Origin of the sequence: Marinobacter sp. VGCF2001, assembly GCF_049943275.1 — a bacterium.
GTDB lineage: Bacteria > Pseudomonadota > Gammaproteobacteria > Pseudomonadales > Oleiphilaceae > Marinobacter.
The window spans coordinates 108,663-133,497 of record NZ_JBNFVX010000003.1 but is presented as its reverse complement, the minus strand read 5'-3'; the positions used below and the strand labels follow the sequence as shown (position 1 = coordinate 133,497).

28 protein-coding genes are annotated in these 24,835 nt (G+C 55.8%); 14 read left to right on the top strand and 14 right to left on the bottom strand.

All coding sequences use genetic code 11. The features are described 5' to 3' along the window. The first annotated feature begins 127 nt into the window (after positions 1 to 127). The 3 genes from ACP2AU_RS06010 (at position 128) to ACP2AU_RS06000 (ending at position 2,233) form a co-directional block, all read left to right on the top strand. Positions 128 to 700: a recombinase family protein gene (locus tag ACP2AU_RS06010; protein WP_426375203.1), complete on the top strand. Its 573-nt coding sequence runs from the start codon at positions 128 to 130 to the stop codon at positions 698 to 700. A gap of 247 nt (positions 701 to 947) precedes the next feature. Beyond that, on the top strand, positions 948 to 1,994 hold the full coding sequence (locus ACP2AU_RS06005; RefSeq protein WP_426375202.1) for a hypothetical protein: 1,047 nt from the start codon (positions 948 to 950) through the stop codon (positions 1,992 to 1,994). Then, positions 1,991 to 2,233 (top strand): hypothetical protein, encoded by a 243-nt coding sequence (locus ACP2AU_RS06000; RefSeq protein WP_248237144.1) that lies wholly within the window; start codon positions 1,991 to 1,993, stop codon positions 2,231 to 2,233. The genes ACP2AU_RS06005 and ACP2AU_RS06000 overlap by 4 nt, the downstream gene beginning before the upstream one ends. Before the next feature lie 83 nt (positions 2,234 to 2,316). Here the strand turns inward: ACP2AU_RS06000 and ACP2AU_RS05995 are convergent, their stop codons facing one another. Genes ACP2AU_RS05995 through ACP2AU_RS05975 form a run of 5 tightly spaced genes read right to left on the bottom strand, consistent with a single transcriptional unit; the run spans position 2,317 to position 9,691 of the window. Further along, positions 2,317 to 3,105 carry a M48 family metallopeptidase gene (locus ACP2AU_RS05995; RefSeq protein WP_426375201.1) on the bottom strand — a complete coding sequence of 263 codons (789 nt, stop codon included), beginning with the start codon at positions 3,103 to 3,105 and terminating at the stop codon, positions 2,317 to 2,319. Next, the gene (locus ACP2AU_RS05990) at positions 3,105 to 6,383 is read right to left on the bottom strand and encodes a type I restriction endonuclease subunit R (protein WP_426375200.1); all 3,279 of its coding nucleotides are present in this window, start codon (positions 6,381 to 6,383) and stop codon (positions 3,105 to 3,107) included. Before ACP2AU_RS05990 ends, ACP2AU_RS05995 begins: the two co-directional genes overlap by 1 nt. Then, positions 6,380 to 7,555 (bottom strand): restriction endonuclease subunit S, encoded by a 1,176-nt coding sequence (locus ACP2AU_RS05985; protein ID WP_426375199.1) that lies wholly within the window; start codon positions 7,553 to 7,555, stop codon positions 6,380 to 6,382. Before ACP2AU_RS05985 ends, ACP2AU_RS05990 begins: the two co-directional genes overlap by 4 nt. After that, positions 7,545 to 9,062 carry a type I restriction-modification system subunit M gene (locus ACP2AU_RS05980; RefSeq protein WP_426375198.1) on the bottom strand — a complete coding sequence of 506 codons (1,518 nt, stop codon included), beginning with the start codon at positions 9,060 to 9,062 and terminating at the stop codon, positions 7,545 to 7,547. Before ACP2AU_RS05980 ends, ACP2AU_RS05985 begins: the two co-directional genes overlap by 11 nt. A 5-nt stretch (positions 9,063 to 9,067) precedes the next feature. Then, positions 9,068 to 9,691 carry a hypothetical protein gene (locus ACP2AU_RS05975; protein WP_426375197.1) on the bottom strand — a complete coding sequence of 208 codons (624 nt, stop codon included), beginning with the start codon at positions 9,689 to 9,691 and terminating at the stop codon, positions 9,068 to 9,070. 311 nt (positions 9,692 to 10,002) lie between these two features. On the opposite strand from ACP2AU_RS05975, the gene ACP2AU_RS05970 reads away from it, so the two are divergent. Further along, the gene (locus ACP2AU_RS05970; RefSeq protein ID WP_426375196.1) at positions 10,003 to 11,256 is read left to right on the top strand and encodes a hypothetical protein; all 1,254 of its coding nucleotides are present in this window, start codon (positions 10,003 to 10,005) and stop codon (positions 11,254 to 11,256) included. A gap of 568 nt (positions 11,257 to 11,824) precedes the next feature. Here ACP2AU_RS05970 and ACP2AU_RS05965 read toward each other — a convergent pair. The 4 genes from ACP2AU_RS05965 to ACP2AU_RS05950 form a co-directional block, all read right to left on the bottom strand. Then, complete coding sequence (locus ACP2AU_RS05965) at positions 11,825 to 12,157, bottom strand: tRNA-binding protein (protein ID WP_286255845.1); 333 nt, start codon at positions 12,155 to 12,157, stop codon at positions 11,825 to 11,827. A gap of 21 nt (positions 12,158 to 12,178) precedes the next feature. Next, entirely contained in the window at positions 12,179 to 13,078 is a 900-nt protein-coding gene (locus ACP2AU_RS05960) for a DMT family transporter (protein ID WP_426375195.1), read from the bottom strand. Between the two features lie 84 nt (positions 13,079 to 13,162). Further along, on the bottom strand, positions 13,163 to 13,894 hold the full coding sequence (locus ACP2AU_RS05955; protein ID WP_426375194.1) for a helix-turn-helix domain-containing protein: 732 nt from the start codon (positions 13,892 to 13,894) through the stop codon (positions 13,163 to 13,165). An 80-nt stretch (positions 13,895 to 13,974) separates the two neighbouring features. Continuing rightward, positions 13,975 to 14,241, bottom strand: coding sequence for a hypothetical protein (locus tag ACP2AU_RS05950; protein ID WP_426375193.1), 267 nt, complete (start codon positions 14,239 to 14,241; stop codon positions 13,975 to 13,977). A 204-nt stretch (positions 14,242 to 14,445) separates the two neighbouring features. Here ACP2AU_RS05950 and ACP2AU_RS05945 point away from each other — a divergent pair, with 204 nt between their 5' ends. The 5 genes from ACP2AU_RS05945 (at position 14,446) to ACP2AU_RS05925 (ending at position 17,595) form a co-directional block, all read left to right on the top strand. After that, the gene (locus ACP2AU_RS05945; protein WP_426375192.1) at positions 14,446 to 15,192 is read left to right on the top strand and encodes an HNH endonuclease family protein; all 747 of its coding nucleotides are present in this window, start codon (positions 14,446 to 14,448) and stop codon (positions 15,190 to 15,192) included. Between the two features lie 163 nt (positions 15,193 to 15,355). After that, positions 15,356 to 15,589 carry a hypothetical protein gene (locus tag ACP2AU_RS05940; protein WP_426375191.1) on the top strand — a complete coding sequence of 78 codons (234 nt, stop codon included), beginning with the start codon at positions 15,356 to 15,358 and terminating at the stop codon, positions 15,587 to 15,589. Further along, on the top strand, positions 15,586 to 15,975 hold the full coding sequence (locus tag ACP2AU_RS05935) for an antitoxin Xre-like helix-turn-helix domain-containing protein (RefSeq protein WP_426375190.1): 390 nt from the start codon (positions 15,586 to 15,588) through the stop codon (positions 15,973 to 15,975). The genes ACP2AU_RS05940 and ACP2AU_RS05935 overlap by 4 nt, the downstream gene beginning before the upstream one ends. 93 nt (positions 15,976 to 16,068) lie before the next feature. Beyond that, on the top strand, positions 16,069 to 16,866 hold the full coding sequence (locus ACP2AU_RS05930; protein WP_426375189.1) for a metallophosphoesterase family protein: 798 nt from the start codon (positions 16,069 to 16,071) through the stop codon (positions 16,864 to 16,866). A 27-nt stretch (positions 16,867 to 16,893) separates the two neighbouring features. Continuing rightward, positions 16,894 to 17,595 carry a metallophosphoesterase gene (locus ACP2AU_RS05925; protein ID WP_426375188.1) on the top strand — a complete coding sequence of 234 codons (702 nt, stop codon included), beginning with the start codon at positions 16,894 to 16,896 and terminating at the stop codon, positions 17,593 to 17,595. A gap of 39 nt (positions 17,596 to 17,634) precedes the next feature. Here ACP2AU_RS05925 and ACP2AU_RS05920 read toward each other — a convergent pair whose 3' ends face one another. The 3 genes from ACP2AU_RS05920 to ACP2AU_RS05910 are packed head-to-tail and all read right to left on the bottom strand — an operon-like array spanning position 17,635 to position 19,012. Next, a complete protein-coding gene (locus ACP2AU_RS05920; protein ID WP_426375187.1) occupies positions 17,635 to 18,105 on the bottom strand; it encodes a nucleotidyltransferase family protein in 471 nt (156 codons plus the stop codon). A 4-nt stretch (positions 18,106 to 18,109) separates the two neighbouring features. Continuing rightward, complete coding sequence (locus ACP2AU_RS05915) at positions 18,110 to 18,349, bottom strand: hypothetical protein (RefSeq protein WP_426375186.1); 240 nt, start codon at positions 18,347 to 18,349, stop codon at positions 18,110 to 18,112. Between the two features lie 30 nt (positions 18,350 to 18,379). Further along, on the bottom strand, positions 18,380 to 19,012 hold the full coding sequence (locus ACP2AU_RS05910) for a metallophosphatase domain-containing protein (RefSeq protein ID WP_426375185.1): 633 nt from the start codon (positions 19,010 to 19,012) through the stop codon (positions 18,380 to 18,382). A 70-nt stretch (positions 19,013 to 19,082) separates the two neighbouring features. Between ACP2AU_RS05910 and ACP2AU_RS05905 the strand changes: the two genes are divergently transcribed. Beyond that, a complete protein-coding gene (locus ACP2AU_RS05905; protein ID WP_426375184.1) occupies positions 19,083 to 19,412 on the top strand; it encodes a HipA N-terminal domain-containing protein in 330 nt (109 codons plus the stop codon). Here the strand turns inward: ACP2AU_RS05905 and ACP2AU_RS05900 are convergent. Both ACP2AU_RS05900 and ACP2AU_RS05895 read right to left on the bottom strand, forming a co-directional pair. After that, a complete protein-coding gene (locus ACP2AU_RS05900; protein WP_426375183.1) occupies positions 19,409 to 19,696 on the bottom strand; it encodes a hypothetical protein in 288 nt (95 codons plus the stop codon). The two genes, ACP2AU_RS05905 and ACP2AU_RS05900, sit on opposite strands and share 4 nt — an antisense overlap. A gap of 33 nt (positions 19,697 to 19,729) precedes the next feature. Further along, complete coding sequence (locus ACP2AU_RS05895) at positions 19,730 to 20,380, bottom strand: exonuclease domain-containing protein (protein ID WP_426375182.1); 651 nt, start codon at positions 20,378 to 20,380, stop codon at positions 19,730 to 19,732. A gap of 884 nt (positions 20,381 to 21,264) precedes the next feature. On the opposite strand from ACP2AU_RS05895, the gene ACP2AU_RS05890 reads away from it, so the two are divergent. The 4 genes from ACP2AU_RS05890 (at position 21,265) to ACP2AU_RS05875 (ending at position 24,834) form a co-directional block, all read left to right on the top strand. Next, positions 21,265 to 22,260, top strand: coding sequence for a sensor histidine kinase (locus ACP2AU_RS05890; RefSeq protein WP_426375319.1), 996 nt, complete (start codon positions 21,265 to 21,267; stop codon positions 22,258 to 22,260). A 2-nt stretch (positions 22,261 to 22,262) separates the two neighbouring features. Continuing rightward, complete coding sequence (locus ACP2AU_RS05885; RefSeq protein ID WP_426375181.1) at positions 22,263 to 23,015, top strand: LytR/AlgR family response regulator transcription factor; 753 nt, start codon at positions 22,263 to 22,265, stop codon at positions 23,013 to 23,015. Between the two features lie 84 nt (positions 23,016 to 23,099). Beyond that, on the top strand, positions 23,100 to 24,041 hold the full coding sequence (hemC, locus tag ACP2AU_RS05880; protein WP_426375180.1) for a hydroxymethylbilane synthase: 942 nt from the start codon (positions 23,100 to 23,102) through the stop codon (positions 24,039 to 24,041). Next, positions 24,022 to 24,834: a uroporphyrinogen-III synthase gene (locus tag ACP2AU_RS05875; protein WP_426375179.1), complete on the top strand. Its 813-nt coding sequence runs from the start codon at positions 24,022 to 24,024 to the stop codon at positions 24,832 to 24,834. Before hemC ends, ACP2AU_RS05875 begins: the two co-directional genes overlap by 20 nt. Position 24,835: the final 1 nt, after the last annotated feature.

The window sequence follows — 24,835 nt, the reverse complement described above, 5'->3', positions numbered from 1 at the left end:
GATACATCTAGTATGAAAACGGTCGTTTGTTGGACGCTCTCGGTTACCGCTCAAAAATACCCAATTTCGGCTTGTTTCGTGTCCAACAATCACGTACAACAATCTATGAGCAGAAAAGGTACCTTTAATGATCATAGGTTATGCACGCGTCAGCACTAACGACCAAAATCCGGAACTTCAGGTCGATGCCCTGAAAAAAGCCGGAGCGGAACAGATCTTCCAGGAAAAATTTACCGGCACCCTGCGCGAGCGACCTGAGTTGTCTCAATGCCTCCGTATGCTCCGGCAGGGCGATGTCCTGATCGTGTGGAAGCTGGACCGCCTAGCTCGATCTCTGAAAGACTTGGTGGAGATTGTTCAAGATCTCCAGGACCGGGGTATTGGATTTAAGTCCCTCACGGAGTCCATCGATACCACTAGCTCAGGAGGTCGCCTGGTATTCCATATTTTCGGGGCTCTGGCTGAGTTTGAGCGTGATCTTATTCGGGAACGGACGATAGCTGGGCTGCAGGCTGCCCGGGCCAGGGGGCGTAAGGGCGGTCGGAAACCAGCAATGTCCGATGCTGACACTAAGAAGGCCGCCGCAATGCTTTTAGACCCGAAAATCACTAAAACAGAAGTGGCTGAGCACTTTGGTATATCCAGAACTACCCTGAATGCTTCACTTCGGCGTATTGCAAATCGTGAGACCAGACCGTAAGGAAACGTATGTCGCTCATAATAAAAGCGAGGGTGTAGCTAAGGGTGCTGGTGGCGCGGCCTTGATCCTTGACAGTCTGGTTAATTTATGAATTAATCAAAAAAGGCTAGAGGTAAGCCGGCCTCCCACCGTGGCGAAACAAACGTAACCTCATCGAAAGCAGATTACTCTTCAAGCTCTGTTGATTGACTCTAATCTTCAGCCAATCAGTTAAGGTGGAAACTGTGTCGGCTTTGTGGAGATTACAATGTCGAATCAACGTCTATCCAAAAGTCATATCCCCACCCTAAAGCGCCTGGCCAAGGCCATCAAGCGTGATCAGGGTATCTTACATTCAGAAGCACTCGATCAAGTGGCTCAGCAATATGGGTACAATGCTTGGTCTCATCTTCAATCTTCGATTGCTGAGCGAGCTGCAACAGAGTCAGCCGAAGATCTCTTGCGAGAGTTTTTCGACGGCTCTCGCGAAAAGCGTCATCTAAAAATGGTGATTGTGCTTTGGGAACACTTAGGCCCTACCTCTCTCGTGAACCGGTTGCTGTCAAAGCTGCGCGGTGCAAGTCAGTCAGCTATTGGCGAAATTTACTCCGACCTGAAAAACGAGTCACCGCAAAAGCTCTATGATGCCATTGAGCGGGCGCACTTAGAGTGCATGAAAGCCGATCACGAGGCTTTTGAGAGACAAAATGCGCTCAATGAAGCGGCCGTCGATGCTTTTATTGATGAGCATATTGACCAATTTGAGGAGGACCAGGCAACGGAGCAAATGGGCATGCTTCTGTCAGGGCTCCCCCCTCACACGCAGACAAGGATCCTGCACTACCAGTTTCAAGTAGCTGGCAGAGATGGCCCGATAAGTTTGCATGACGCATCATGGTTTTATCGAGAGGGCCAACAGCGCGTTGATGCTGTGCTTCTGCTTATCAAGCTAGTTCATGAGTGCATACGCTATTCTTCGGACTTCGAAGGTCCGGAATCTCTAGATAAGTGGCTTATAACACCTTTTGATTCTGCAAAAAAAGAAAGCTTATGCCCTCTGGACGCCCTTGGAAGTGATGTCGCGCTCGAATACCTCGACACCTTCGCCGCTAAGATTGATGAGGAGACAGCGGATCCTCGGGCAGAGGCAGCGGTAAAGTCCTGGGTTGATCGATGGATGGCAGAGCCTCAACGGATTCTCCCTGAACATCGGCATCTCTTAGATGATGAGAATACGGCGAAATTGCACTTTGAAACGCTGCGGGAGTCAGCTTTGCAGGTCAGTGTTCAACAAATTGGAGCCTTGGCATTATGAAAATTGATCCCGTTTACGATAAGTCGGTGTTTTTCGAGCGTGAAGATAGGATGCGCATAAATGAACAGCACCCAAACGAATATCGGGTCATCTCTAACCACTCAGGTTATGGCTGTGAGGGTGGCGAGAACTTTGAACACGATGATACCGGTGGTCTTCATAACTATTCTGGCGTAGAGGATGAAATTTTTTCGTCTTATGCTGAGCACGAGGATTGGCAGGAAGGTTACGACTACTGACCAACTAGAGCCTGCTTCTATTTTGAACGCGACCTCATGCTAGCTAAACCCAGACTCTGTTTGCCCTACAGATGGGGTCTGGGCTATTCATCACTTTGCCCGCAACCCGGTAATAAAATAGTTTCGGATTGATTATCCAGCCGTTCCTTCACCGACCGCCATTCCGGCATAAACCGATCCAGCAGCCCATAAAAGCGGATGCTGTGGTTATGCTCCACCAGATGACACAGCTCGTGCAGCAGCACGTAGTCGATGGCCCGCGTTGGTGCTTTGATCAGGTGAGGGTTCAGCAGGATGGCCCCTTCCGGTGAACAGCTGCCCCACTGAGTCTGCATCTCCATCATGCGCCAGGCCGGTGCCGTCGTTGTCCAGGGCAGACTCTCAACCATCAGGTCGAGCCGGCGCTGGAATACCTCGACGGCTCGATCCCGGTACCACTGGCGCACGGCTTTCTGTATCCGATCTGGATTCAGCTCCTTGCCCTGCACGCGCAGCTGGCCGCCAATCATTTTACAGGTTACCTTGCGCTGTTCCGGGGCCTGGATGACCTTCAGAACGTACCGCCGGCCCAGGTACAGCTGGCTCTCGCCGCTCACCCATTGTCGCGGTCGGACATCCCGGTGGCGCTCGGCGATGTCGTCCAGGTGCTTGAGTATCCACCGCGCCCGGCGCTGAACCGCGGATTTGATATCCGGCAGCTGGGCATTCTCCGGGGCGTCGACCTGCACCATGCCATTGGGATGCACATGCACCCTTATGGTTGCCTTCTTGTGTTCGGGCACGTAGCAAAGGTGGTACCGGAACTCCCGGTCACCGTACCGGGCCAGGTACTCCAGTGGTTGCTCGTCCTGATGGGACTCTACCGAGGTCATCAACGGGCGACTCCATTGCGAAGAATCTGCACCACCTCATCCAGCATGGCTTTGGCCTTGTCCAGCCCAATCAGGGCGAACAGGCGGGGTAGCAGGCTTTTGCGGACATCCTGCTCAATGCCCACGGGGTTCAGGGAGTTTTCGGCCACCGCCCGGTTCACCACCTGGTCGATCTCGAAGGCCTCCTGAATCAGTTGCTCGCCTTTGTCGGCTTCCAGCTCGGCGAAGGCCTCACCCAGTACCAGCTTGAAAGCCCCGTAGTAGGCTTGGGCGTGCTTATTGCCCTCGAACCGATCCGTGGGCAGGTCCGGTACGTCCCGGTCTTCCACCATGGCTTCCAGGTCACTGAACAGTTTGAACTGGGCCTTGTAGTCGAACATGGACTCCGCTTTCTCGATGGCATCCTTCAGCAGGGCGGAGAACACCTTCCTGGCATAGGGATCGTCGCCGAGTTTTTCCTCAATCGTCTTCTTGGTGCGGGTTTTGATTTTGTCGGTTTCGTTCTTGGTCTTTTCCTCTGACCAGTCTTCCGGGTTGTCCTCCACGGCGTCGATCAGGACCGGCTGTTCCCCGGGTGCTACGTCTACACCGGTTACGTACCGGTCGATCAGATCCCGGATCTGGCCCTCGTATTCGGAGTAGTCGACGGTTTCCTGAGCATCCAGACGGATGACCTTGCGCAGATCGGAGAACCATTTCAGGTCGGATTTGTAACGGCGGATGTCCTGTTCGGTGAAGGCCTTATCCTGGAAGAAGCTCTGAGTGGAGAGGGCGGTCTTCAGGCACATGCCGAACTCGGTCAGGGCCTCGTAGAAATCCTCTCGAAGCGCCTGCCGGGTATCCATCTCCACGCCGTCCTCATCGGACTCGTATTTCGGCATGAAGATCTGCCGGTATTGCTCCTGGTCCAGCACATTGCGGACCTCGCCGAAGAAACTCCAGAGCTTGTCGTGCAGCGCCGGCAGTTTCTTGTATTCGGTGTCCACGTTGGAATACAGCCCGTCGATGTCCTCGATGGCAAAGCCACCCTGGGTCTGCTCCTCGTAGTTCTGGTAATCGGTGATGGCCGTATCCAGTTCCTTGAGGATACCCCGGTAGTCGATCAGGTAGCCGAAGGGCTTCTGGGGGTGTAGCCGGTTCACACGGGCGATGGCCTGGATCAGGTTGTGGCCCTTGAGCTGCTTGTCGATGTAGAGCACCGCGTTACGGGGTTCGTCAAAGCCGGTCAGGAGTTTGTCCACGACAATCAGGATATCCGGCGGCCCGTCGGTACCGAAATGCTCAATGATCTGCTTCTCATAGTCCTGAGGGTCGCCTGTGACGTTTTTCTTCCACCACTCCTGTACCAGCGGCAGGTTGGACTCGTCCGCGTCGGTGTGGCCCTCGCGGGTATCCGGGGCGGAGATGACGATGGCGCTGGTGACCCGGCCCATCTCGTCGAGGTGCTGCTTGTAGCGGATCGCACTCAGTTTGCTGTCGGTGGCCAGCTGGCCCTTGAGCTCCAGGCCGGCTTTCTTGAAGTTCTCGCTGAAATGCACGCTGATGTCGAAGGCGTTGAGCTTGATGCGATCCTGGGCGGTGTAGATCTGGCCCTGTTTGGCGTACTTACGCTTGAGATCCGCTTTCTGGTCGTCCGACAAGGACGCGGTGACCTTCTCGAACCAGGTATCCACGGCCTTCTGATTCACATCCAGCAACGGTTTGCGCTCTTCGTACAGCAGTGGGGTGATCGTCCCGTCTTCGACCGCCCGTTTCATGGTGTAGGCGTGGATGATGGCCCCGAACTTCTCGGCGGTTTCGCTCTTCTCTTTTTTCAGCAGCGGGGTGCCGGTGAAGGCGATGAACGAGGCGTTGGGCAGGGCCTGGCGCATCCGTTGATGGTTCTCGCCCCCCTGGCTCCGGTGTCCTTCGTCGACAATGACGATAATGTTCTCGGACGGGTTGTAGCACTCCGGCTGTTTGGCGGCCGAGGCGAACTTGTTGATGATGGTGAAGATGATCCGCTCGGTGCCCTGGCCGATGCGTCTGGCCAGATCCTTGCCGGAGCGGGTCTTGGCCAGCGAGTCGCCGCTTTTCTTGCCGGCGATGTCGGAACCGAAGGCCCCGCCCGTCAGGAACGTCTTGGACAACTGCTTCTCCAGGTCCACCCGGTCGGTGACCACGATGATACGGCAGTTCTTCAGGGCGTCGCTGAGCAGCAGGGCCCGGCACAGGTAAACCATGGTGAAGGACTTGCCGGAGCCGGTCGTGTGCCAGAGGACGCCGCCTTTGCGCTCGCCGCTGGGTTTGAACTCGGAGATCCGCTCCAGCAGGGCCTTGATGCCGAAGGCCTGCGGGTACCGGGCGGCGATTTTGCCGATCTTCCGGTCAAACAAGATGAACAGGCGCAGAAATTCCAGGAACCGGTACCGGTCGAGCAGGCCGACCAGGAGCCGATCCTGTTCTGTGGGCATGACCGACTGTGACCAGAGTTGCTCGAAGTAGGCCCGGATCTTCGCGGGTTTGTACTTGAACAGGGCGTCCTTGTCGGACACGGACAATGAGCGATTCTTGATGTCCTGCACGTACCGATCGTCGAACTCCTCGTCCGTCCACTTCGACCAGAACTTCAGCGGGGTGTGCGTGGTGCCGTAGCGCCCGTCGTTGCGACTGATCGCAAAGAGCAACTGGGCGAAGGCGTAGAGGTACGGCACTTCGTCGTTCTTCTGGTTGCGGAGGTGCTGGCTGATGCCTTCCTCCACCATGTTCTTGTTGGGATTGCCGGAGGCGGCTTTCTTGGCCTCGATCACCGCCAGGGGAATGCCGTTCACGAACGCCATCACATCCGGCCGGCGGGTGTGGGTGCCCTGGGTGGACAGCACTTCCATTTCCTCGGTGACATGGAACTCGTTGTTGTCCGGGCTCTCCCAGTCGATCAGGTGGATCGTGGGCTGGGCCTTTTTGCCGCCGATGAACTCGGTCACGGTGATGCCAAGGGTCAGCATGTCGTACACGGACTGGTTGGCGTCCATCAGCCCCTGGGCCATGGAGGGTGTCGTGATTTCCCGGATCACCTGATCCACGGCCTGCTCAGACAACGGGTACCACTCGCCTTTGAACTCGAACTTGCGACGGCGCAACACCCGCTCCAGCACCGGCTTCATCACCACATCCCGCTGGCTGCCCCGAAGGGCCTGACACTCCGTGGCCGGCAGAAACGTCCAGCCAAGATTGATCAGCGTGGCCAAGGCCGGGATGTGGCTGGAATGCTGCTCATTCCCTTGAGGGGTGGTGTTCATGCGGCCTCCGTGTCCACCTGCACCCGACGCTTGCCGGTCAGGAGTTGTTGCATCAGGGCTTTCTTCTCCTGCTTGAGAAGATATAGGCGTTGGGTTATCGCTTGAATCTCTTTATCGGAACAAGACAAAACATTCACAATTTGTCGTTGCTCTTCCAGAGAAGGCAATTTGATACGCATACCTGTAAATACCGGCATGCGCAAAGAATCCACGGTTGCTTTCACCGAGTGCTTTATGACTTCAGCTTTGAAAAAGCGTTTTAGGTAGTAGTAGATGAAAAGGCCCAACGCTCCCTCAAAATCACTGAGCTTGTAGACTCGTTGGTGGAAATCGAATTTCCCGTCAATGTAGTGGAAAATCTCCCCAACTCGACCATCTCCAGGAATCAGGATTGCTTCACCGTCGAACGAATAGCTATCGATCCGCTCAATATTGCTAGAGCGAACAAAAAACGGGTATTCACCGTTTTCTACTTTGTTTTGAAGATCCTTGTTGCCAGTAGTGACAGAGCAGTGTTCTGTGAGTATTGAGCTCTCCCACTCCCCCTCAAACCCCGGCAACCGCTTCTTCCCGGTCAGCAACTGCTGCATCAACCCTTTCTTCCGCTGCCGGCTGTTCTCAAGCAGGCGCTCGGTGGCGGTGATGGCCTGATCCCAGGTGGAGAGGATCTGGGCGATCTTTTTTTGTTCCTGAACGGGCGGGATGGAAGCTTTCAGTGTGAGCAACTCATCTTTAGTGATGTTCTTCATCGAACCGCTCGTTCCCGTAGCCAAGTTCGACAGAAGGTATCGAGTGTGCTTTGAGGCAAGCACATAGCTTAGCCATTTCATGTTGGCGTGAGGTTTTGGAACGGTTTGCCAGAGCTTGTCAGACAAGTAGAGGTTCGGATAGTCCTTCTCGACAAAAGCGCTGGCACCCACAAGCTCATCGGTATTGCTGCGGCTAATGATTATCTGCCCAGCACGGGGGTGACACTTCGCCCTGGAGATATCTTTTGGGACTATAGCTTTAGCGGCGCTAGGCTTGAATGTGCCGTAGGTCACTGAGCTAACTCTCAGTACGCCAAACTCACCCGGCTGTAAAGGCCGATCCTCGCCGTTGACGCTAACCCCAGATTCCAACTTTTCGAGTAAGTCGCCAACGCGGCCTTCTTCCCACCCCTCAGGCACCATAACCCAACTCCTTCAGATACCCATCCATCTGCTCGTTTAGCTTCGCAATCTCGGCCTCGATCTCTTTTCGTTCCGCTTGCACGGCCATCAGGTCGATCTCTTCCTCTTCCTCGAAGGTGTCCACGTAGCGGGGGATGTTGAGGTTGAAGTCGTTTTCCTGGATTTCCTCCAGAGTGGCCAAGTAGGCGTACTTGTCGAGGTTCTCGCGCTGCTTGTAGGTGTCGACCACTTTGGCGATGTTCTCATCGGACAACTGGTTCTGGTTCTTGCCAGCTTGGAACTCACGGCTGGCGTCGATGAACAGCACGTTGTTGTCGGTTTTGTCCTTGCGGAACACCAGTACCGCTGCCGGGATGCCGGTACCGTAGAACAGCTTCTCGGGCAGGCCAATGACGGCATCCAGCAGGTTTTCTTCGATCAGCTTTTGCCGGATCTTGCCTTCCGCTGAGCCTCGGAACAGGACGCCGTGAGGCACGACCACCGCCATGCGGCCGGTCTTCGGCTTCAGCGTCTCGATCATGTGCAGGATAAAGGCGTAGTCGCCCTTGGACTTGGGCGGTACCCCGCGCCGGAACCGGCTATACGGATCGCTGTCTGCGCCCTCAAAGCCCCACTTCTCCAGTGAGAAGGGAGGATTGGCCACCACGATGTCGAAGTGCTTCAGGCCGCCGTTCTCATCGAGCAGCTTGGGGTTGCGGATGGTGTCGCCCCATTCCAGCTTGTGGTTGTCGATGCCGTGCAGAAACATGTTCATCTTGGCCAGGGCCCAGGTGCTGCCGATGGCCTCCTGACCGAACAGGGCGAAGTTCTTGGAGCCGTCGTTGCCCTTACGGATCTGGTTGGCGCATTTGAGCAACAGGGAGGCCGAACCGCAGGCCGGGTCACAGATCTCATCGCCTTCTTTCGGCTCGACGATCTCCGCCATCAGCTCGGAGACTTCTGGCGGGGTATAGAACTCACCGGCTTTCTTACCGGAGGTGGCCGCAAAGTTCTTGATCAGGTATTCGTAGGCGTTGCCGATGACATCCAGCTTCCCGATCCGACTCGGACGCAGGTTCAGCTCCGGCCGGGCGAAGTCTTCCAGCAGGTGGCGCAGGATGTCGTTCTTCTGCTTCTCATCCCCCAGTTTGTTGGAGTTAAAGCTGATGTCCTGGAATACGTCGGCCAGCTTGACGATGTTGGCCTCTTCAATGGCGTGCAGGGCCTTGTCGATCCGCTCACCGTTGCCTGGCTCATGGCGCTGGTCATACAGCGCGTAGAAGCCGGAGTCCCGGGGCAGCACAAAACGCTCGTTCTTCATCAGCTCTTCGATCAGCTCCGGCGTATCGCCGTATTCGGCCACGTAGTTGTCGTAGTGATCCTGGTACACATCGGACAGGTACTTCACGAACAGCATCGTCAGCACGTAGTCCTTGTAGATGCTGGGATCTACGGTGCCCCGGAAGGTGTCGCAGGCGTTCCAGACCGCTTTGTTGATCTGATCCTGCTTGATCGAATCGTTGCTCATAGAAGTTATTTCCCTGTTGTCGTATCCGGACGAAGTATGTGTCGGGCAACCGCATCGGTCATGCGTTGCCGGTTCTCGATGAGTTGTTCCAAGAGGGCTTGTTCCCGCTGCGCGGCACCGACCACCTTCATCATCAGCTTTTGCTGTTCGGGGGACGGTACCACAACGGGCAGGTCGCCCAGCTGGGTCTTGGTCACATTGGGAGCTGCAGAACCCTGTGAGCACATGGCGAAGTATCGCTGGGCATCCACATGGTTAAGTTGCCAGGCCAGAAACTCGGGCATCACGTTGAAGGCCTCGGGTTTCAGGCGCAGATGAAAGAAGTTCGGGGTGCAGACGGTGTTATGAGGCAGTGCCTTGATCACCGCGGCGTCATTCCGGGTGCCCCGGGCCATGAACAGGATGTCGCCGGGCCAGAGGTAATCCGGGCGACGCCGGCCGGGGAGGGTCACACGATCCAGAGTTTTGCCGTCTTTGTCGTCCAGGGACTCTCCCACAGCCAGATGACGAAACTGCACCACGAACGCATTGCCATCTTTGTCCACCGGCAGCTTGCCACGGAAGGGGTAGCCGGGGTGGATGGTGGCCAGGCTGCGCAGTAGCAGCTGGTGTTTAGGCTGTTCACTCATGCAGTATGCTCAATGATGCATTTCATGTTGATCAGGTTAGGCATGAATGCATCATTCTGCAAGATGCAAATCTTAAATTAACGACTACGTGCTCTAATTATTGTTAAAACGAGCGACAAGTTGCGTCGTTGGCAGATGATTAAAAACAGTTTTCGGAGAATGGAAGGACTCAAGATTCGGTTCGTTGACCAAAGAGTGCTAGAGACGCGGTAGCCTTCGCGCATACCAAAGCGCTACTCAGCACCGCCTAGCCTTAGTATCATCCAATAGAAGCGGCTCGCACCTATTTCGTTCCAGGACCATGACCGGATATGGCTGAAAGAATCCGTATAGGATCAACTGAAACTGCGTTCCCTTTCATTCCTTCGGCAGATAAATTTCTGGAATATCTCGGTAAGCCCGGGGGGATGGCAGGGTTAATCAATGCACTAGGAAAGCACTTGAACCATCCTTTACCGGATCCCAAAACCGTACGAAAGGCGGTTAAAGAGGGAGTTTCGCCTAGAAGTGCTGCAAAAATTACCAACATGCTGGAAGCTGTCCCATCGCCTGAACTGCGCGATTACATAAATAGCTCAGAATTAGCGCCCTGGATCGAGACCTCGCTGAATAACAATGGGCTGGCCTGGCTTTGCTTAACCAAAGGCGCGAGCTTGCAGACCTTCCCGGCCGATAGCCCCGATACCTTTATCGAACAATTTGTTCGAAGGCGGGCCGAACTGGAGATGGAGTTACTTCGGTCCGGCTTGGAGCTTAGGGAAAGCAATATCTCGTGCTCGGGGTGCGAAGAGAGGTGGCGGGACAGGGTAAAAGGCTTCCTGAAAGCGAATACCCTTGTGGACTTCTGCCATATTGAAAAAGGCCTACAGGCCGCCGGAACCATCAAAGCCAGTGCAGGTTATGCTAGACGCGAACAGCTAGGCCAGCTGTTAGGTTTATACACCCGCATTAGAATTGACTTCTATTACCACCTATTGAGCAATATCTCCCTAGACCTCATACGCTGGTATGCCGAGCAAGACACTCTCCGGAGCCATGAGAAACAATGGCTGGTCGACAACAGCTTTTTTGGGGATATGTTGCCAGTGTTCGATGGCGAAAGGCTGACCTTACCCTTCGAGAGACTACTCGATACTTGGCGGAAGGGTGCCGGTGCCGACGGTCAAGATCTATCTTGGGGCCAGATCGCGGAGCACTTACCGGATCCCTACGGCTTAGATGCCACTGAATCCTTGGCTCGAAATCAGACGGTTGAGGAGCGGAGGGAGAGGGTGCGCGAGAACAAAAAATCGAGGCTTTTGGAGTGGCGTAACGGGACTCGACCCAAACCAGAGCAACTAAGCGAATTTGTTCGAAACCTTACCCCAAGAGAAGACGATGTGCCTTTGGCAGAGATGAAATTAGATATCGCGTGTATTTACGGGGCCTTTATATTGGATGAACTGAGCAATTTTCAGAAATGCGGCCTGATAAATGCGCTGAACGATACCTTGCCAGCTTTTGAAAGCTACCCAACGTACTGGGCAAAATACAGGTCTCAAGCCGCGAAGATTCTCGCGGCTTGAGAAGCATACTACTACTTACCCTTGGGAGGGTTATTCCCGCGACCGCCGCCAGAGGGATTGCCTGTTGTACTGGGTGCGTTTTCTGGTTTAGCCATAATGCTCACCTATATAGATTAGTTTCTGAAGATCGGCTCTGCCTCTGCCTGTTTTTGATGATCAGCGGTGCCGATTTCAGGAGTATCTATGATTCTGACGCTGCAGGTGAGGTGAGTCGTCGCGGGAAATTTTCGGAGGGTAGATGCTTGTGATAGTGCTCAAAACCGGCTGCGCATAATCGGCGTTACGTTAAGAAAAAAGTTGCGCACCCAAAATTTTGTGAGTTTTGTTGGATTGAGCTTCAGCTCAGTAACTGTGAGTATTTGCTTCGGTCGCAAAGCGAACATTTGCATTGGACGATTACGCGGAGCTTTGCGGCTATTTTGGAGCAACGAATCGGAGGAAAGTGCATTAGAGCGCTGCAACGGTGAGCTTTCCGCTCACCATAGCCAGCACAGGAGACTTTGTCCCGTTCATCGCCCTCACTTGGACTTAAATACCAGTTGGCCCGTGATGTGTAAGCCGTCGAAACTCAGAACAAGCGCTCCCCGTTATCCACCTGCGCATCCGGTCTCACCAAGGTAACTGCGCCCTTCTCCGTTTGCACGCCAGTGACCAGGCACTCAGACAGAAAAGGGCCGATCTGTTTAGGCGGAAAATTGGTGACGGCCAGAATCTGCTTGCCGATGAGCTCCTCCTTGCCATAGAGGTTTGTAATCTGTGCACTCGATTTACGAACACCAATGTCCGGCCCGAAATCCACTCGCAATTTATAAGCCGGTTTGCGCGCTTCAGGAAAATCCATCACTTCAATGATGGTCCCGATCCGTAGTTCAACCTTATCGAAATCGTCCCAGGTAATCATCTCACTGCTCCTCTGACGTAGTTAGTCTGTTAACAAATCTGGCTCGGCGAACTTTCGGCTCTTCGCACGACCCGCGATCAAGGAACCAATGACGATCAGGATGCTGGCACTCAACACGGCAACTGTAGCCTCCCCGAATCCGGCAATGATCAACAGGATCACTGAAATCAGTGGCGCACTGTATGCCAGGGTTCCCAGTAACTGGATGTTTCCGTGCTTTACACCATGGTCCCAGGTGAAGAATGCTATGCCCACCGGTCCGAGGCCGAGCCCCACCACGCCAATCCATTGAAGTGCGCCTTCTGGCCACACTGTTTCCTCCCATAAAAGGTGACAAATCAACGCCAGAAAAGCCGTGACACCGCAGAACCAGCCCACCGCATCGGTCGGTACCGAGCGAACCAGTCTGCTGAGAACGGAATAGGATGACCAGATCAGAGCGCAGGACAGAGCCACCATGTAACCCGGCAGGTTCTCCCAGGAAAATCCATCGGCATTACGGCTGATCAACAACCAACAACCTGCCAAGGCAACCAGGGCCCCAACGATGTACTGACCTCGTAGTTTCTCACCCGGCAGGAAGGCCGACAGCAGGACGATTAGCAGCGGCCATAGGTAAGCCAGAAGGCTGACTTCAACGGCCGGGGCCAGTGTCATGGCCTTGAAGTAGGCAAAGTGATACCCGAACAAACCAACGATGCCGATGCACCATGCAAGCGGCGATTGCCGTAAATAATGCACACCGGAATGTCCCGAGAAGACCCAGCGACCGCACATCAGCAGGAAAGCGATACCGAAGGTCATGGCCATGAGCTGGAACTCAGGAATCTCACCACCGGAAAGCTTGGTCAGCAATGCCAAAGTGCCCCATAACAGAACCGAAATTGACCCGATCCAGGTTGCGGCGGTAACGGATGCCATGAAACCCTCCCGAAACTCTCATGTGTGAATGATTGCAGAAGGGTATCCAGTGCGAAGGGTAGGAACTTTCAAATCCTGGCGGAACTATTTCGAAATACGGCGGAAGTGGCTGGGCGCTTTGCCAAAGTGGGCTCTGAACCTGTCGCTAAAGGCCGATAACGATGAATAGCCGACAGCGTCGGCAACTCGCTGGACGCTGAGCCCCGACTGCTCCAGAAGCCGCCAAGCTTCTTTCATTCGTAACTCTGTGAGGTATTGATGCGGCGTCATGCCGACCTGGCGCCGAAACAGATCGTTCAACTGCCGAATGCTCAGATGTGCCACTGCAGCCGCCTCAGCCAAGGACAGCGGTCGGCTGAAGTGTTCGTCCAGCAATTGTTTCGCGGCGAGGACTCTGCGGTCCAGTTTCAGCTGACTTCCATGGCGCTCCTGAAGCAACTGAATCAGCAGAAGCAGCATTTGATGCTGGGTAAAATCCGACTCAGTCCCATGTTGGAGCTGTGCGTGAAGGAACTGGACGTAATGGAGCAATGCCGGATCGAGGTCTACGAAACAAGGTAGCTTGTCTAGCGCCGGGGCCAAGCCTTCGGGGACATCTGCAACCAAAAACCGATTATCGTCGGTCGCAGCATATCCATGGCCAATTCCTGCGGGAATGATTGCCGCTCGATGCTGTGCAACCTCCCCTTCCTTGGCATCTACTGACAGAGATAAAGTTCCCACCAACGGCAATACCAGTTGGTGATGGTCGTGGGAGTGGCTTTTTCCCTCGTCTTCGTAGGTTCGTATATGCAAGCCGATCTCAGAGTGCTTCATGCGACCAGTATAATCAGAAACACAGGAGAGTCATCACAGAACCACTCTTTCACCCATCTCTCATCCGTGATCCGACCGGTTCATAGTAAAAACGCGGCAAATTCACAGTCACGAAGTATCTCTTGAGCTAGCCCAAACAGCTTGTGGCTAGAATGTCCGCTTTTGTTTAAAAAAGCAGGCAGCGGGAAAAGACTGCAAGCGGGCGGCTTTTGCCGGGCATCACTCATTCTCAATTTGCGTTTCGCCCAGCGCTCCAGATTATCGGCGTAAATGTAACCCAGACCGCCGATGGCAAGCGTCGTCAGCACGAACGCGGAGTAACCCAACAAGCCTGCCAAGAGATTCATAACCGGCCCTCTAAATCGCGCGAGTGTCGTGGTTCATCCCCATCTTACGACCCTTTGGCATAATCCTCACGTAGTTCAGCGTGCCGGCAGGGTTGAAGCTTTGGGTGGCCGCTCAATGCGGATGGCTATGAATTGCGAAAACGTTCAGAATCTGGCGCGTTGCTGTGTTTAATAACCTATCACGTAGCTGAGCTCAACGGATCTATGAAACACGTTGTTGTCTGTTTTCATCTTACGGTCTTCGTAGCTTTCTTGTGTGTCAGCGGAACGGCCACCGCCGGCATCGTAAAGCAATCGACAAGCGGTTTGTGTCATCCCCAGGAAAGCGGCTGGTATGACCGTACTCAGAACTACACACCGTTCGATACCATTGAGGCGTGTCTGGGTGCGGGAGGACGGCTGCCTAAAGGAATATCGATAAACTCCCTAGGTGAGGCCAAAAAGCCTGCACACGCGCCCTCAGGGACTCTGAGCAACTATCGGCGGTCGGCCTTTGGTCATGGCTGGGACGACGCGAACGGTGATTGCCGGGACAGCCGGGCCGAAGCCCTGGTTGCCAGTTCCACCACCCAGGTCCGCTTTGCTAGCGATCGGAGTTGCCGGGTGGTCACCGGCCGGTGGATAAGCTCCTTTACCGGCAACGTCATCCAGAATGCTTCGAACATCGACATCGATCACTTGGTACCGCTTGCCTGGTCATGGGGTCGCGGGGCCAGCGAGTGGACGGATGAGAAGCGGTTGCGGTTTGCCAATGACCCTGTGAATTTGCTGCCGGTCGAGGCTTCGCTGAACCGGAGTAAGGGCGCCAAAGGTCCGGATGAATGGCTGCCCCCGGCTGGCCAGTGTGGCTATGTAGCCAGGTTCGTCCGGGTGGTACGATTGTATGATCTACAGCCCTCGGCGCGGGAGTCGACCTGGTTTCAGGCTTTTCTGGAGGAGTGTCGTCGATGATTCAGCCGCCCCACGCCACGAACAACCACGGTGATAGTGTTTTTACCCAAACAGCACACAGGTCGATAGCAGTTAGTGCCAATTAGTAACGAGACTTACTAATTAGTAAATTCAGTTACTAATTGGTACTAACCAAGGTGTATCTGACTCTGCAGGAGGATCTATGTCCACCAAACTCATGACGGAAAAAGAGCTGCTTGAAGGCCTCGATGCCCACACTGCCCATGCCGACGAGCTGGCTGAACCGCTCCCTCAGGAGCTTACACCTCTGGACCGCCTCAAGGGCTCAGTCAAACGTTACGAGCGGCCAACCGATCCTGTCTGGGACGAGTTCTTTGAATCCGATGAAGGCGTAACAGACGATTTCATGGAGGATCGAGAGCAGCCCAAGAAATGACGAGAATAATGGCTATCGATGACGAAAAAGCCAAAGGTCAGGTGGCTCTCAAAGGATTCTTCAACATCTGCCGTGAGTGGGACTGCGCCCAGGAAGAGATGATGCAGATGCTCGGCGGTGTGTCCCGGAGCACTCTGGCCAAGTACCAGAAGCTGCCACACGTAAAGCTCTCGCGGGATACCCTGGAGCGCATCAGCTACATCCTGGGCATCTACAAAGCCTTGATGGTCATATATCCAACGGCCGAACGCGCCAATCGCCGGGTTCGACTGGAAATCAGTGAGCCTCCCTTCCTTGGGGCGTCAGCCCTGGACTTTATGACGCGAGGCTCCTTGGAACATCTCATGGAAACTCGACGCTACTTTGATGCAAAGCGGGCGGGGTAACCAGCCCCCGTCGACCAAGATTTTGGGCGGTCAGTTTGGTCACCTTTTTTGTTTGAGTGGTAGGAAATACGGAGCCAGTTCGAGAGGCTTTCCATGCTAAGGATCACCCGGATGGACCAGGAGCCCTTTTTCACCTTGCCACACCGCACCAGCGGCCCGGCCGGTGCGCCGCTGCATAATCGGCTGCCGTTTTACCGAACCTATGCCACCGGCCTGCCAGGTCATGCGAAGAGCCTTGTGCTGACCTCCGACCTCCAGGGGCGAGAAGCCGGCGGTCAGAATCGGCTGCTCGGCGTGCCTGTTGCTGAAGCACTTTTGGCATTGTCTCGGGAAGGCGTCATTCCGGCGCCCGACGCGGTGTTTCTGTGCGGTGACCTGTACGACTATCCCGACTGCCGAAAACGCGGCGGTACTGGGCCGGTGGACGAGGTGTTTCAGGCGTTTTCTGCGATCACGCCGGAGGTCGTCGGCGTTCTGGGGAACCACGACCAGATAGAGTACCCCGAGGCGCTTCCAGACAACACCACCCTCCTGGATGGCGAGGTGGTTGGGGTGTTGGGCAACCTGAACGTCGGTGGCGTCAGCGGTATCGTGGGCAATCCGAATCGCAACCAACGGCGAGCCGAGGACGATTTTCTGGCCGCACTGGAATCGGTGACCGATCAAGCCCCGGATATCCTGCTGCTCCATCAAGGCCCAACCGACCCGGAACGGGCGACTCGTCGGGGTGATCCCGGTGTCGCATTGTCACTTGAAACCGGCTTTCAAGGGCTCACCGTGTTCGGCCATACTCGATGGGACTGGCCCTGGCTGATTCCTCTGGGTGAGGGGCAGGTTTTGAATGTCGATGGGCGGGTCGTGGTGGTTCTGCCGGAGGTTGACGGTGAGTGAACCATTAGGCGCGGGAGATCCCATTCGATGAGTATGCGACTGACTCCACACCGGTTTTTTGCGGCCAATCCGGTCGGGGTGGACTGGGTTTGTGGTGACCTGCATGGCGAGTTCGACGCCCTGCAAGCAGCGTTGTCGGCTGCCGGATTCAACAAAGCAGCTGATCGTCTGTTTCTACTGGGAGACACCATTGATCGTGGTCCAGAATCTCGGGCTCTCCTGGAGTGGGTTCTGGACACCGACTGGGTATACAGCGTGATGGGCAACCATGAGCTGATGTTTATCGCCGGCGCTGAAGATAACCGCAACCGATACAAGCACCGGGGGATGGGCGGTGACTGGGCCGCGAGCCTGGACGAGACCTCTTACAAAAATCTGGCTACCCAGTGTCGCTACCAGCTGCCGCTCACCATGACGCTGGAATGCGAGAGCGGACAGCTCGGGCTGGTGCATGCCCAAAGCCCTTTCGATGATTGGCGAACCGTTCAGGAGGCACCTTTCTCAGAGCGTTTTGCCATTGAGTGCACCTGGCCCTGGAACCGCGCGCAGGGTGCGGATCAAACCATTACGGGTATCTCGGCCGTGGTGTCAGGCCACATCGGGACTGCCGAGATCATTCAACGCGGGAATCAGGTCTGGATTGACGTTCTGGCGAGAACCGGTCAGGTGCCGTTGATGCCGGCTCATCGTGTGCTGGAAAGAGTGGCGCAAGTACAGCGAGGTGGTTAATTTTTACGACAGTATCAGTATGCGAGGTTTGCGGCGCAGTTATCCGGCACGCCAAAGCACAATGCCGTCCCTGACAATGTTTTCGAGTAGTTCTGGGTTGGAGTAGCCCTGCGGGTTGGCCCATTCACGCTCCCAGACCGGCAAGGCCTGAATCAACACGCCGGTATCCAAAAGCACCTCAAACGCCAGACCCGCCATCTCCAGCTTGGTGTCCACAAAGTCCCCAGGCTGTCCGGCCAAAACAACGGCTACATCGGCATCGCTTTCGTCGTGATAATCACCACGGGCCCGGCTACCAAACAGGATCAGCTGAACTGCATCGAACCGGCCAGCCAGTTTTTCGCCAAAAACCAGCACCGCCTCCCGAATATCCACCTGGTCACCCATCACGGTTTGTTCCAGGCCAACCGAGAAGGCCTGGTCCCACTCCCGAACTGCCTCTGGCATGGGCGCGCTGGGATCACACTGAGCTACCAGGTCATTCAGGTGATAGGTCTTTTTCTCTGTCATGACGTTACCTCCGGTGACCTCGACGACCATGGATCACCACAGCTTTCAGCCTTTCGGTCTCTGTATTGGAGAACCGGTCCAGCGTCTGATATTCGCCATCCCACTCCTGAGCATGCCGGTAACGGACAACCTGTTCGGGGGTGAGCTCGACAATGTCATCAAAGCCGGTTTCGTAGCCCTCAACCAGCACCGGTGTTTCTGACGGTAGCTTTTGTAGCTGTGCGATCAGTTCTTCGGCTGTCATATCACTTACCCCTATTCAACGTTGGCCACCTCAAAGATCAATCACGATCGGCGCATTCCGCGGCTCATACCGTGCGTTGCAGGTGCTGGCATTGATCAACGTTGCCTGTCCCTGCTGGTATTCCCCGTAGCCTTCATGGATATGGCCAAAAATGTGTGCTTTGAGCGCAAGCTCCTGAATGCGGGCAAGCAAGTCAGCACAACCAACGTTCTGGCTTTTGAACCCCATATTAGCTTCGTCGCCAATGCCTTTTGGTGGTCCGTGGGTGATCAGCACGTCGGTACTATCCGGGATGAGCTGCCATTTCTCCTGCAGCGGCTCTCCGCGATCCAGCATAAACGCCCAATCCAGGAACGTGGGCGTCCAGGGTGAACCCCAGAAACGAACGCCTTCGATTTCGACACCACTGTCCTCCAGATAAATAGCATTGGTGAGGGCCTGCCGAGCATGCTGCGGCGTTTCCTGGAAGGCCCAGTCGTGGTTCCCGGCAATCACGATTTTATATCGGTGCGGCAACGTTCCCAGCCAGTCGTTGAAGTCTGTGATGTTCTCCAGTGTGCCCTGACCAAGACAGTCACCCGCATGGATCAACACATCACCATCCAGGATCTCCGGAATTCGCCGGTGCAGACTGTGGGTGTCTGAAATACAGATCAGCTTCACTGCGTATGCCTCGTCGCCTAATATGGAACTCTAACTTTTTAACTCATTCCCTAACGATAAGGTAACTCCGATGGCCATAACACACACGAAAGCGGTTGTGTATATGTACGGCCGGTTGGCTGGTTACCTGGAGCGGGTCGGCAGCGGATCACAGTTTCAGTACGCAGAAGAATATCTGGACATGGCTGGCCAGCCGCTGAGCTGGAGTATGCCATTACGTTCTGAGCCGTATGTATCAGAGACAGGCTTGCCGGCCTATTTCAGCGGTCTTTGCTCAGAAGGGTGGTTACGGAAAGTGCAGACATCCTCCCAGGGAATCCACCCGGGCGATGACTTCACATTACTCGTAAATAACGGGCTGGACTGTGCTGGTGCCGTCACGATAGAGCCCGTCGGTTAGACAACTTTCCGGTGATGCCGACCAATAGCATCCAGATCCATGAGAATTTCCTCAGCGAGGCGCTTTGAGACGTAGGCGTCGAACGTCAGTGTTTCGTCTTTCGCCCAAGTGCGGTATTCCGTGTCTAAAGCAGTGACCCAGTAATAAACGGATAGCCTCTGATCTGTTGATGCCCTGGCACCGCAGGTGATCTCCAGTGTTTTTTTGAATATCGACCAGGTGCTTTGGTCCACGTGTACGGTCGCTCTTTTTCCGGTAACGGACGATGTGTAATTCACTTTCATTGCGCTTCCTCGAGCGGCGGAGCCAGGGTTAACTCACTGATTAAGGGGAAACTGCGAGGGCGGTGTCCGCAACTCGCGCTCGAGAGACCAATCCATAAAGGGCATCAGCCTTGAAATGTTGCGGGCATCATCAATGCCTCGATGGTGGGCGCCCACAAACGCGAGTTCATGAAATGCGAGGGCATGGGCCAGCCCATTCTTTTTCTTCTGGCCAGTGGTGCGCCGCCAGATACGTTTCAAGTTCAAATGTGGGTAAGCCAACATCGCCGGTTGAGCCCCATCCAGCTGGCTCTGCGCTTCCAGGTGCAGGCGATCGTAATTGCCCCAACTACACCATACGAATTCGCTGGAAAGATCGCCAAGCCAAAGGTTCATTGTCTGAATCACCTCCGGAAACGCCGGTGCTGCATCCACCATCGACTGGGTAATACTTGTCAGCTCGGTGCAGAAATCGCTCAGCAAAGGATTACGAGTGGGTCTGACAAGAAACGAGCGGGCATCCAATATTTCGCCTCGTCTGCTCGCCAACACACATCCAAGCTCGATGATCTCCATGTTGTGAATGCTCTGGGGCGCGCCGTCCGGGGCGTGCCGGCTGCCCCAGCAGGTCGCCTCGAGGTCTACAATCAACAGCTTTTGGTCGTTCATGGTCTCGTCATTTGGCAGAGCCAGCAATCTCGGCATACAGTTTCACCGGGGTCGGTCAGATGAGGTTAATGTGGAAACCCTGGAATAGAAAGCAGTCTTCTGAGCTCCAGGATGGATTAGATAAATCTGACCAGAGCGTTATTTTCCGATGCAGGGGCGTAATCATCGTACATTTCGACTGGCTTTCGACGCATGAGGGGCGCACCTGTGCAGGGCAACATCTTCAGTGCTTCAGGCAACACTTTCGCTTAATAACGTCATTATTTGGACAATATTTGGCCAAAAACTTCTCTAGCGCAGCATTTTGTCAGGGGATGGCGCACCATAATAGTGCAAATAGTGAGAGTATCCTGACATTCATACCAATGACAGACAGATTTCTATGAATTTGTTGCCCCGGAGCGCAGGTGCGAGTACCAGACACCAATCACGTTGCCGTTAACCTGTGCCTAACTATTTCGCCACCACGCTATATTATGGAACAGCATCTGCCGATACTGAGGCTACGACCCTGTATGCTTTTCATCATTTGGTGCCAAAGCTCAGAGGATGTTTGTTTGCAGTTCAAACATGGCCATCTGTCGATAAGAAAGTTCTAATCTCAACTTCGGGACAAGCACAAAAGATATTGTGTTTGAGAAGAGAAATAACAGGATAACTGGAAGCACGGAATCGTAGTCTTAGCGATCTAAACTACCCACTGAAACAAAGGTTACAGTTTAGAGGGTACAAAACATGGTCTATCTTTCCTGCTGACAGCCCGGCATCATCGTGCCGGCAATGGATAAGTGAAAAGTTGCCGCAGTATAGCATTCCGACCCCGGTTAAGGAGACTCCCCCTGCAACCCGAGCACGGCATCCGTAAAAAAGACACCGGCAGCTTCTACGTGCCAGACCTGTGCCGGGTGCGTGCGGTCTTCATGCTGCTGATCACCAGTGAGCTGCTGGTACTGGTGTTGGCCATCGTGCAGGCAGAGGCGGGCTGGATCGACTGGAATTACTTCGGTTTGCTGTCACTGTTTGTTCAGTGGACCACCTTGACCAGTGCCGCATTAATTTGCCTGCTGCGACCGCGGCTGGCCCGCATGACCACCAGCCGCGCCACCGGCGCCATCGTCGCCATCGTGCTGCTGGATGTCCTTGCCTTCAGCCTGTTTGCCGACAGCGTTCTGCACCCCTACCAAGGCGCCGAACAATGGCACGGTGTCGCCAAAAAACTGTTACTGGCGCTGCTGATTGTGTTGATGGTGTTGCGGTATTTTTACCTGCAGCATCAGTGGCAGCAACAACGCGAAGCAGAAATGCAGGCCCGGCTGACCTCCTTGCAGGCCCGGATCCAGCCCCACTTTCTGTTCAACAGCATGAACACCATTGCCAGCCTGATTGCCACCCATCCGGAACAGGCGGAAGATGCCGTGCTGGATCTTTCAGAGCTTTTCCGCGCCAGCTTGCGCACGGACGATCAGCTCATCCCGCTGAGCCGGGAACTGGAATTGTGCCAGCGTTACCTGGCGATCGAGTCCCTGAGACTGGGGGAACGCCTGCGGCTGGAGTGGGATATTCAGCCCGGGCTCGAGCAACAGGTCATACCGCCCCTGACCCTGCAGCCGCTGGTGGAAAACGCCATCTATCACGGCGTTCAGCCGCGGCCCGAGGGTGGCACCGTGCGGGTCGAGGTATCTGCCAAAGATCACTTCGTCTACCTTCTGGTTCAAAATCCCGCGCCGGAATCCACCGAACGGCAGCATCAGGGAAACCGGGTCGCCCTGAGCAACACCCAGGCCCGGCTGCAGGCCCTGTTTGGCGAGCCGGCCGTGCTCAAGCACAGCCGCCAGGGCAATACCTACACGGTGACGCTGCGCCTGCCCCGGCGCAGCATCAATGCCGGAACCCGTCAGCAAGGAACACGGAAGTAACCATGGAAGACAACAAGTGCGTACTGATTGCCGACGACGAACCTCTGGCCCGGGAGCGCATCAAACGCCTGCTTGAAGCTCTGCCCGGCTACCGGGTTGGCGGCGAAGCGGTCGATGGCAATGACACCTTGCGCAAGGTGGCCGAACTGGAACCGGACATCCTGCTGCTGGATATCCGTATGCCCGGCATGGACGGCATGGAAGCCGCCGACCGGCTGAGCCGGCTGGACAACCCGCCGGCGGTTATCTTTTGCACCGCTTACGACCACTATGCCATCCAGGCTTTCGAGGTGCGCGCTGTCGCCTACCTGCTCAAACCGGTACGCCGCGAGGCCCTGGCCGATGCGCTGGCCCGGGCCGGCAAGCTCAACCGTGTGCAGCGGCAAGCGCTGGCGCAGAGTGCCAATGGCGCGAACGACCAGCTGGCAGTGCGCACGCACCGGGGCACGGAACTCATCGACCTGGCAGAACTTTACTACTGCGAGGCAGACCAGAAGTACGTCACTCTGCACCACCGCGACGGCGAAACCGTGTGCGACTACACGCTCAAAGAACTGGAACAGGCCTATCCAGACCACCTTCTGAGAATCCACCGCACAACCCTGGTCGGCGTTCGCTTTATCCAGGGTTTGCGGCGCTCGCCCGATGGCCAGAACCTTCTGGCCCTGAGGGACAGTCATGTCCTGTTACCGGTCAGTCGTCGTCATAGCAGCCATGTCCGCCAGTGGCTGCAGGAACATCAGCCCTCCCCCTGACGGGGTAGGCCGGGCCGATCGCGGGACTTTTTTGCTGCCACAAGGTAACCTTGGGGCTCATTCTCCCGAACGACAGTGAGTGACATGTCCAAACGTACTCTTCGCATCGCAACCCGCAGCAGCGCACTGGCGCTGTGGCAGGCAGAATTCATCAAGGCTGAGCTGGAAAGGCTGCATGACAACGTCGACGTTGAGCTGATCAAGATCAAGACTCAGGGCGACAAGATTCTGGATGTGCCACTGGCCAAGATTGGCGGCAAGGGCCTGTTCGTCAAAGAACTTGAAGAGGCCATGATCGACGGTCGCGCGGATCTGGCTGTGCACTCCATGAAAGATGTGCCCATGGAATTCCCGGAAGGCCTGGGGCTGGTCGCCATTTGCGAACGGGAAGACCCCACCGATGCCTTTGTCAGCAACCACTACGATCATATCGATCAGCTGCCGCAGGGTGCGGTGGTGGGCACGGCCAGTCTGCGCCGGGAAGCCCAGTTGCGCGCCAACCGCCCGGATCTGCAAATCAGGGTATTGCGCGGTAACGTCAATACCCGCCTGGCGAAACTGGATGCCGGCGACTACGACGCCATTGTTCTGGCCAGCTCCGGCCTTAAGCGCCTGGGTTTCCAGGATCGCATTCGCTACTGCCTGCCGGACACTTTCTCTCTGCCTGCCGTGGGGCAAGGCGCGCTCGGGATCGAGTGCCGACTGGATGATGCCGAATTACGGGCTATGCTCGCGCCGCTGAATCACGACGACACCGCCGACCGGGTCAAGGCCGAACGAGCCCTGAACCGTCGTCTCGAAGGCGGCTGCCAGGTTCCGATTGCCGCCTATGCCCTGCTCGAAGACGATAACACCCTCTGGCTGCGCGGGCTGGTGGGGGCTGTTGACGGCACACAGGTGTTCCGGGTCGAAGGCCGGGCTCCCCGTGCCGAGGGCGAACGGCTTGGCCGCGAACTGGGGGAACAGCTGCTGTCTATGGGCGCCGACAAGGTACTTGCTGAAATCTATGGCCACACTCCGCGCTAAGGCAGAACAACAGCCAGCTCTTGAGGGCCGACGGATACTGGTCTGTCGGCCCGAACCGGAAGCCAGCCGACTGGCTGAGGCGTTTCGCCGGGCGGGTGCCAGCGTGAAAGTGATGCCCATGATGGTGCGCGAGCCGCTGCCCGAAACACCCGAACAACGCACCATCCTCCAGGAACTGGACAATTTTTCCCACATCATCGCGGTCAGCCCCTACGCCGCGCGCCGGCTTCTGGACGAGATTGACCAATGGTGGCCGCAGCTGCCAACCGGTATCCAATGGTATGGCGTCGGCGCCGGAACCGCCGCGGTATTCCGCGATTACGGGCTGAAGGCGAGGATGCCCGCTACGGGCTGGACCAGTGAGGCCCTGCTGGCATTGGCGTCACTGCAACGGCTGGACGGTGAAAAAGTTCTGCTGGCCCGGGGCGAGCATGGTCGGGAACTGATCCGGCAGACGCTGACCCAACGGGGCGCACAGATTACCACCCTGCCCCTGTACCGGCGCTCATTGCCGTACTATTCTGCAAAACAGGTACAGAGCGCTTTTGCCGATTTTTGTCCGGATGTGGTGATTGCGCTTTCCGGTGAAACTCTGAACAATCTGGTGGCGTTGGGTGCCAGGCACCAAGCGCCCCTGCCGCCGGCCCTGATCGTGGTGCCTGCGCAGCGTGTGGCTGAACAGGCGCGAACGCTGGGCTTTCGAAGCCCTCTGGTGCCGGCCAGCCTGAACGATGACGACCTGGTCGCCCATGTTGCTTCCTGCCTGTCGCAGGAGGCCGGTGACAACGGATAAC

What these genes read in the sequence shown, in the direction of transcription:
- ACP2AU_RS05950 (WP_426375193.1), bottom strand. Translation starts at nt 14,241, where the DNA reads ATGAATCTCTTGGCAGGCTTGTTGGGTTACTCCGCGTTCGTGCTGACG.
- ACP2AU_RS05930 (WP_426375189.1), top strand. Translation starts at nt 16,069, where the DNA reads ATGCTAAGGATCACCCGGATGGACCAGGAGCCCTTTTTCACCTTGCCA.
- ACP2AU_RS05900 (WP_426375183.1), bottom strand. Translation starts at nt 19,696, where the DNA reads ATGAAAGTGAATTACACATCGTCCGTTACCGGAAAAAGAGCGACCGTA.
- ACP2AU_RS05980 (WP_426375198.1), bottom strand. Translation starts at nt 9,062, where the DNA reads ATGAGCAACGATTCGATCAAGCAGGATCAGATCAACAAAGCGGTCTGG.
- ACP2AU_RS05915 (WP_426375186.1), bottom strand. Translation starts at nt 18,349, where the DNA reads ATGACAGCCGAAGAACTGATCGCACAGCTACAAAAGCTACCGTCAGAA.
- ACP2AU_RS05990 (WP_426375200.1), bottom strand. Translation starts at nt 6,383, where the DNA reads ATGAACACCACCCCTCAAGGGAATGAGCAGCATTCCAGCCACATCCCG.
- ACP2AU_RS05985 (WP_426375199.1), bottom strand. Translation starts at nt 7,555, where the DNA reads ATGGTGCCTGAGGGGTGGGAAGAAGGCCGCGTTGGCGACTTACTCGAA.
- ACP2AU_RS05925 (WP_426375188.1), top strand. Translation starts at nt 16,894, where the DNA reads ATGAGTATGCGACTGACTCCACACCGGTTTTTTGCGGCCAATCCGGTC.
- ACP2AU_RS05955 (WP_426375194.1), bottom strand. Translation starts at nt 13,894, where the DNA reads ATGAAGCACTCTGAGATCGGCTTGCATATACGAACCTACGAAGACGAG.
- ACP2AU_RS05890 (WP_426375319.1), top strand. Translation starts at nt 21,265, where the DNA reads ATGCTGCTGATCACCAGTGAGCTGCTGGTACTGGTGTTGGCCATCGTG.
- ACP2AU_RS06000 (WP_248237144.1), top strand. Translation starts at nt 1,991, where the DNA reads ATGAAAATTGATCCCGTTTACGATAAGTCGGTGTTTTTCGAGCGTGAA.
- ACP2AU_RS05905 (WP_426375184.1), top strand. Translation starts at nt 19,083, where the DNA reads ATGGCCATAACACACACGAAAGCGGTTGTGTATATGTACGGCCGGTTG.
- ACP2AU_RS05920 (WP_426375187.1), bottom strand. Translation starts at nt 18,105, where the DNA reads ATGACAGAGAAAAAGACCTATCACCTGAATGACCTGGTAGCTCAGTGT.
- ACP2AU_RS06005 (WP_426375202.1), top strand. Translation starts at nt 948, where the DNA reads ATGTCGAATCAACGTCTATCCAAAAGTCATATCCCCACCCTAAAGCGC.
- ACP2AU_RS06010 (WP_426375203.1), top strand. Translation starts at nt 128, where the DNA reads ATGATCATAGGTTATGCACGCGTCAGCACTAACGACCAAAATCCGGAA.
- ACP2AU_RS05895 (WP_426375182.1), bottom strand. Translation starts at nt 20,380, where the DNA reads ATGCCGAGATTGCTGGCTCTGCCAAATGACGAGACCATGAACGACCAA.
- hemC (WP_426375180.1), top strand. Translation starts at nt 23,100, where the DNA reads ATGTCCAAACGTACTCTTCGCATCGCAACCCGCAGCAGCGCACTGGCG.
- ACP2AU_RS05995 (WP_426375201.1), bottom strand. Translation starts at nt 3,105, where the DNA reads ATGACCTCGGTAGAGTCCCATCAGGACGAGCAACCACTGGAGTACCTG.
- ACP2AU_RS05875 (WP_426375179.1), top strand. Translation starts at nt 24,022, where the DNA reads ATGGCCACACTCCGCGCTAAGGCAGAACAACAGCCAGCTCTTGAGGGC.
- ACP2AU_RS05885 (WP_426375181.1), top strand. Translation starts at nt 22,263, where the DNA reads ATGGAAGACAACAAGTGCGTACTGATTGCCGACGACGAACCTCTGGCC.
- ACP2AU_RS05965 (WP_286255845.1), bottom strand. Translation starts at nt 12,157, where the DNA reads ATGATTACCTGGGACGATTTCGATAAGGTTGAACTACGGATCGGGACC.
- ACP2AU_RS05975 (WP_426375197.1), bottom strand. Translation starts at nt 9,691, where the DNA reads ATGAGTGAACAGCCTAAACACCAGCTGCTACTGCGCAGCCTGGCCACC.
- ACP2AU_RS05935 (WP_426375190.1), top strand. Translation starts at nt 15,586, where the DNA reads ATGACGAGAATAATGGCTATCGATGACGAAAAAGCCAAAGGTCAGGTG.
- ACP2AU_RS05970 (WP_426375196.1), top strand. Translation starts at nt 10,003, where the DNA reads ATGGCTGAAAGAATCCGTATAGGATCAACTGAAACTGCGTTCCCTTTC.
- ACP2AU_RS05940 (WP_426375191.1), top strand. Translation starts at nt 15,356, where the DNA reads ATGTCCACCAAACTCATGACGGAAAAAGAGCTGCTTGAAGGCCTCGAT.
- ACP2AU_RS05945 (WP_426375192.1), top strand. Translation starts at nt 14,446, where the DNA reads ATGAAACACGTTGTTGTCTGTTTTCATCTTACGGTCTTCGTAGCTTTC.
- ACP2AU_RS05960 (WP_426375195.1), bottom strand. Translation starts at nt 13,078, where the DNA reads ATGGCATCCGTTACCGCCGCAACCTGGATCGGGTCAATTTCGGTTCTG.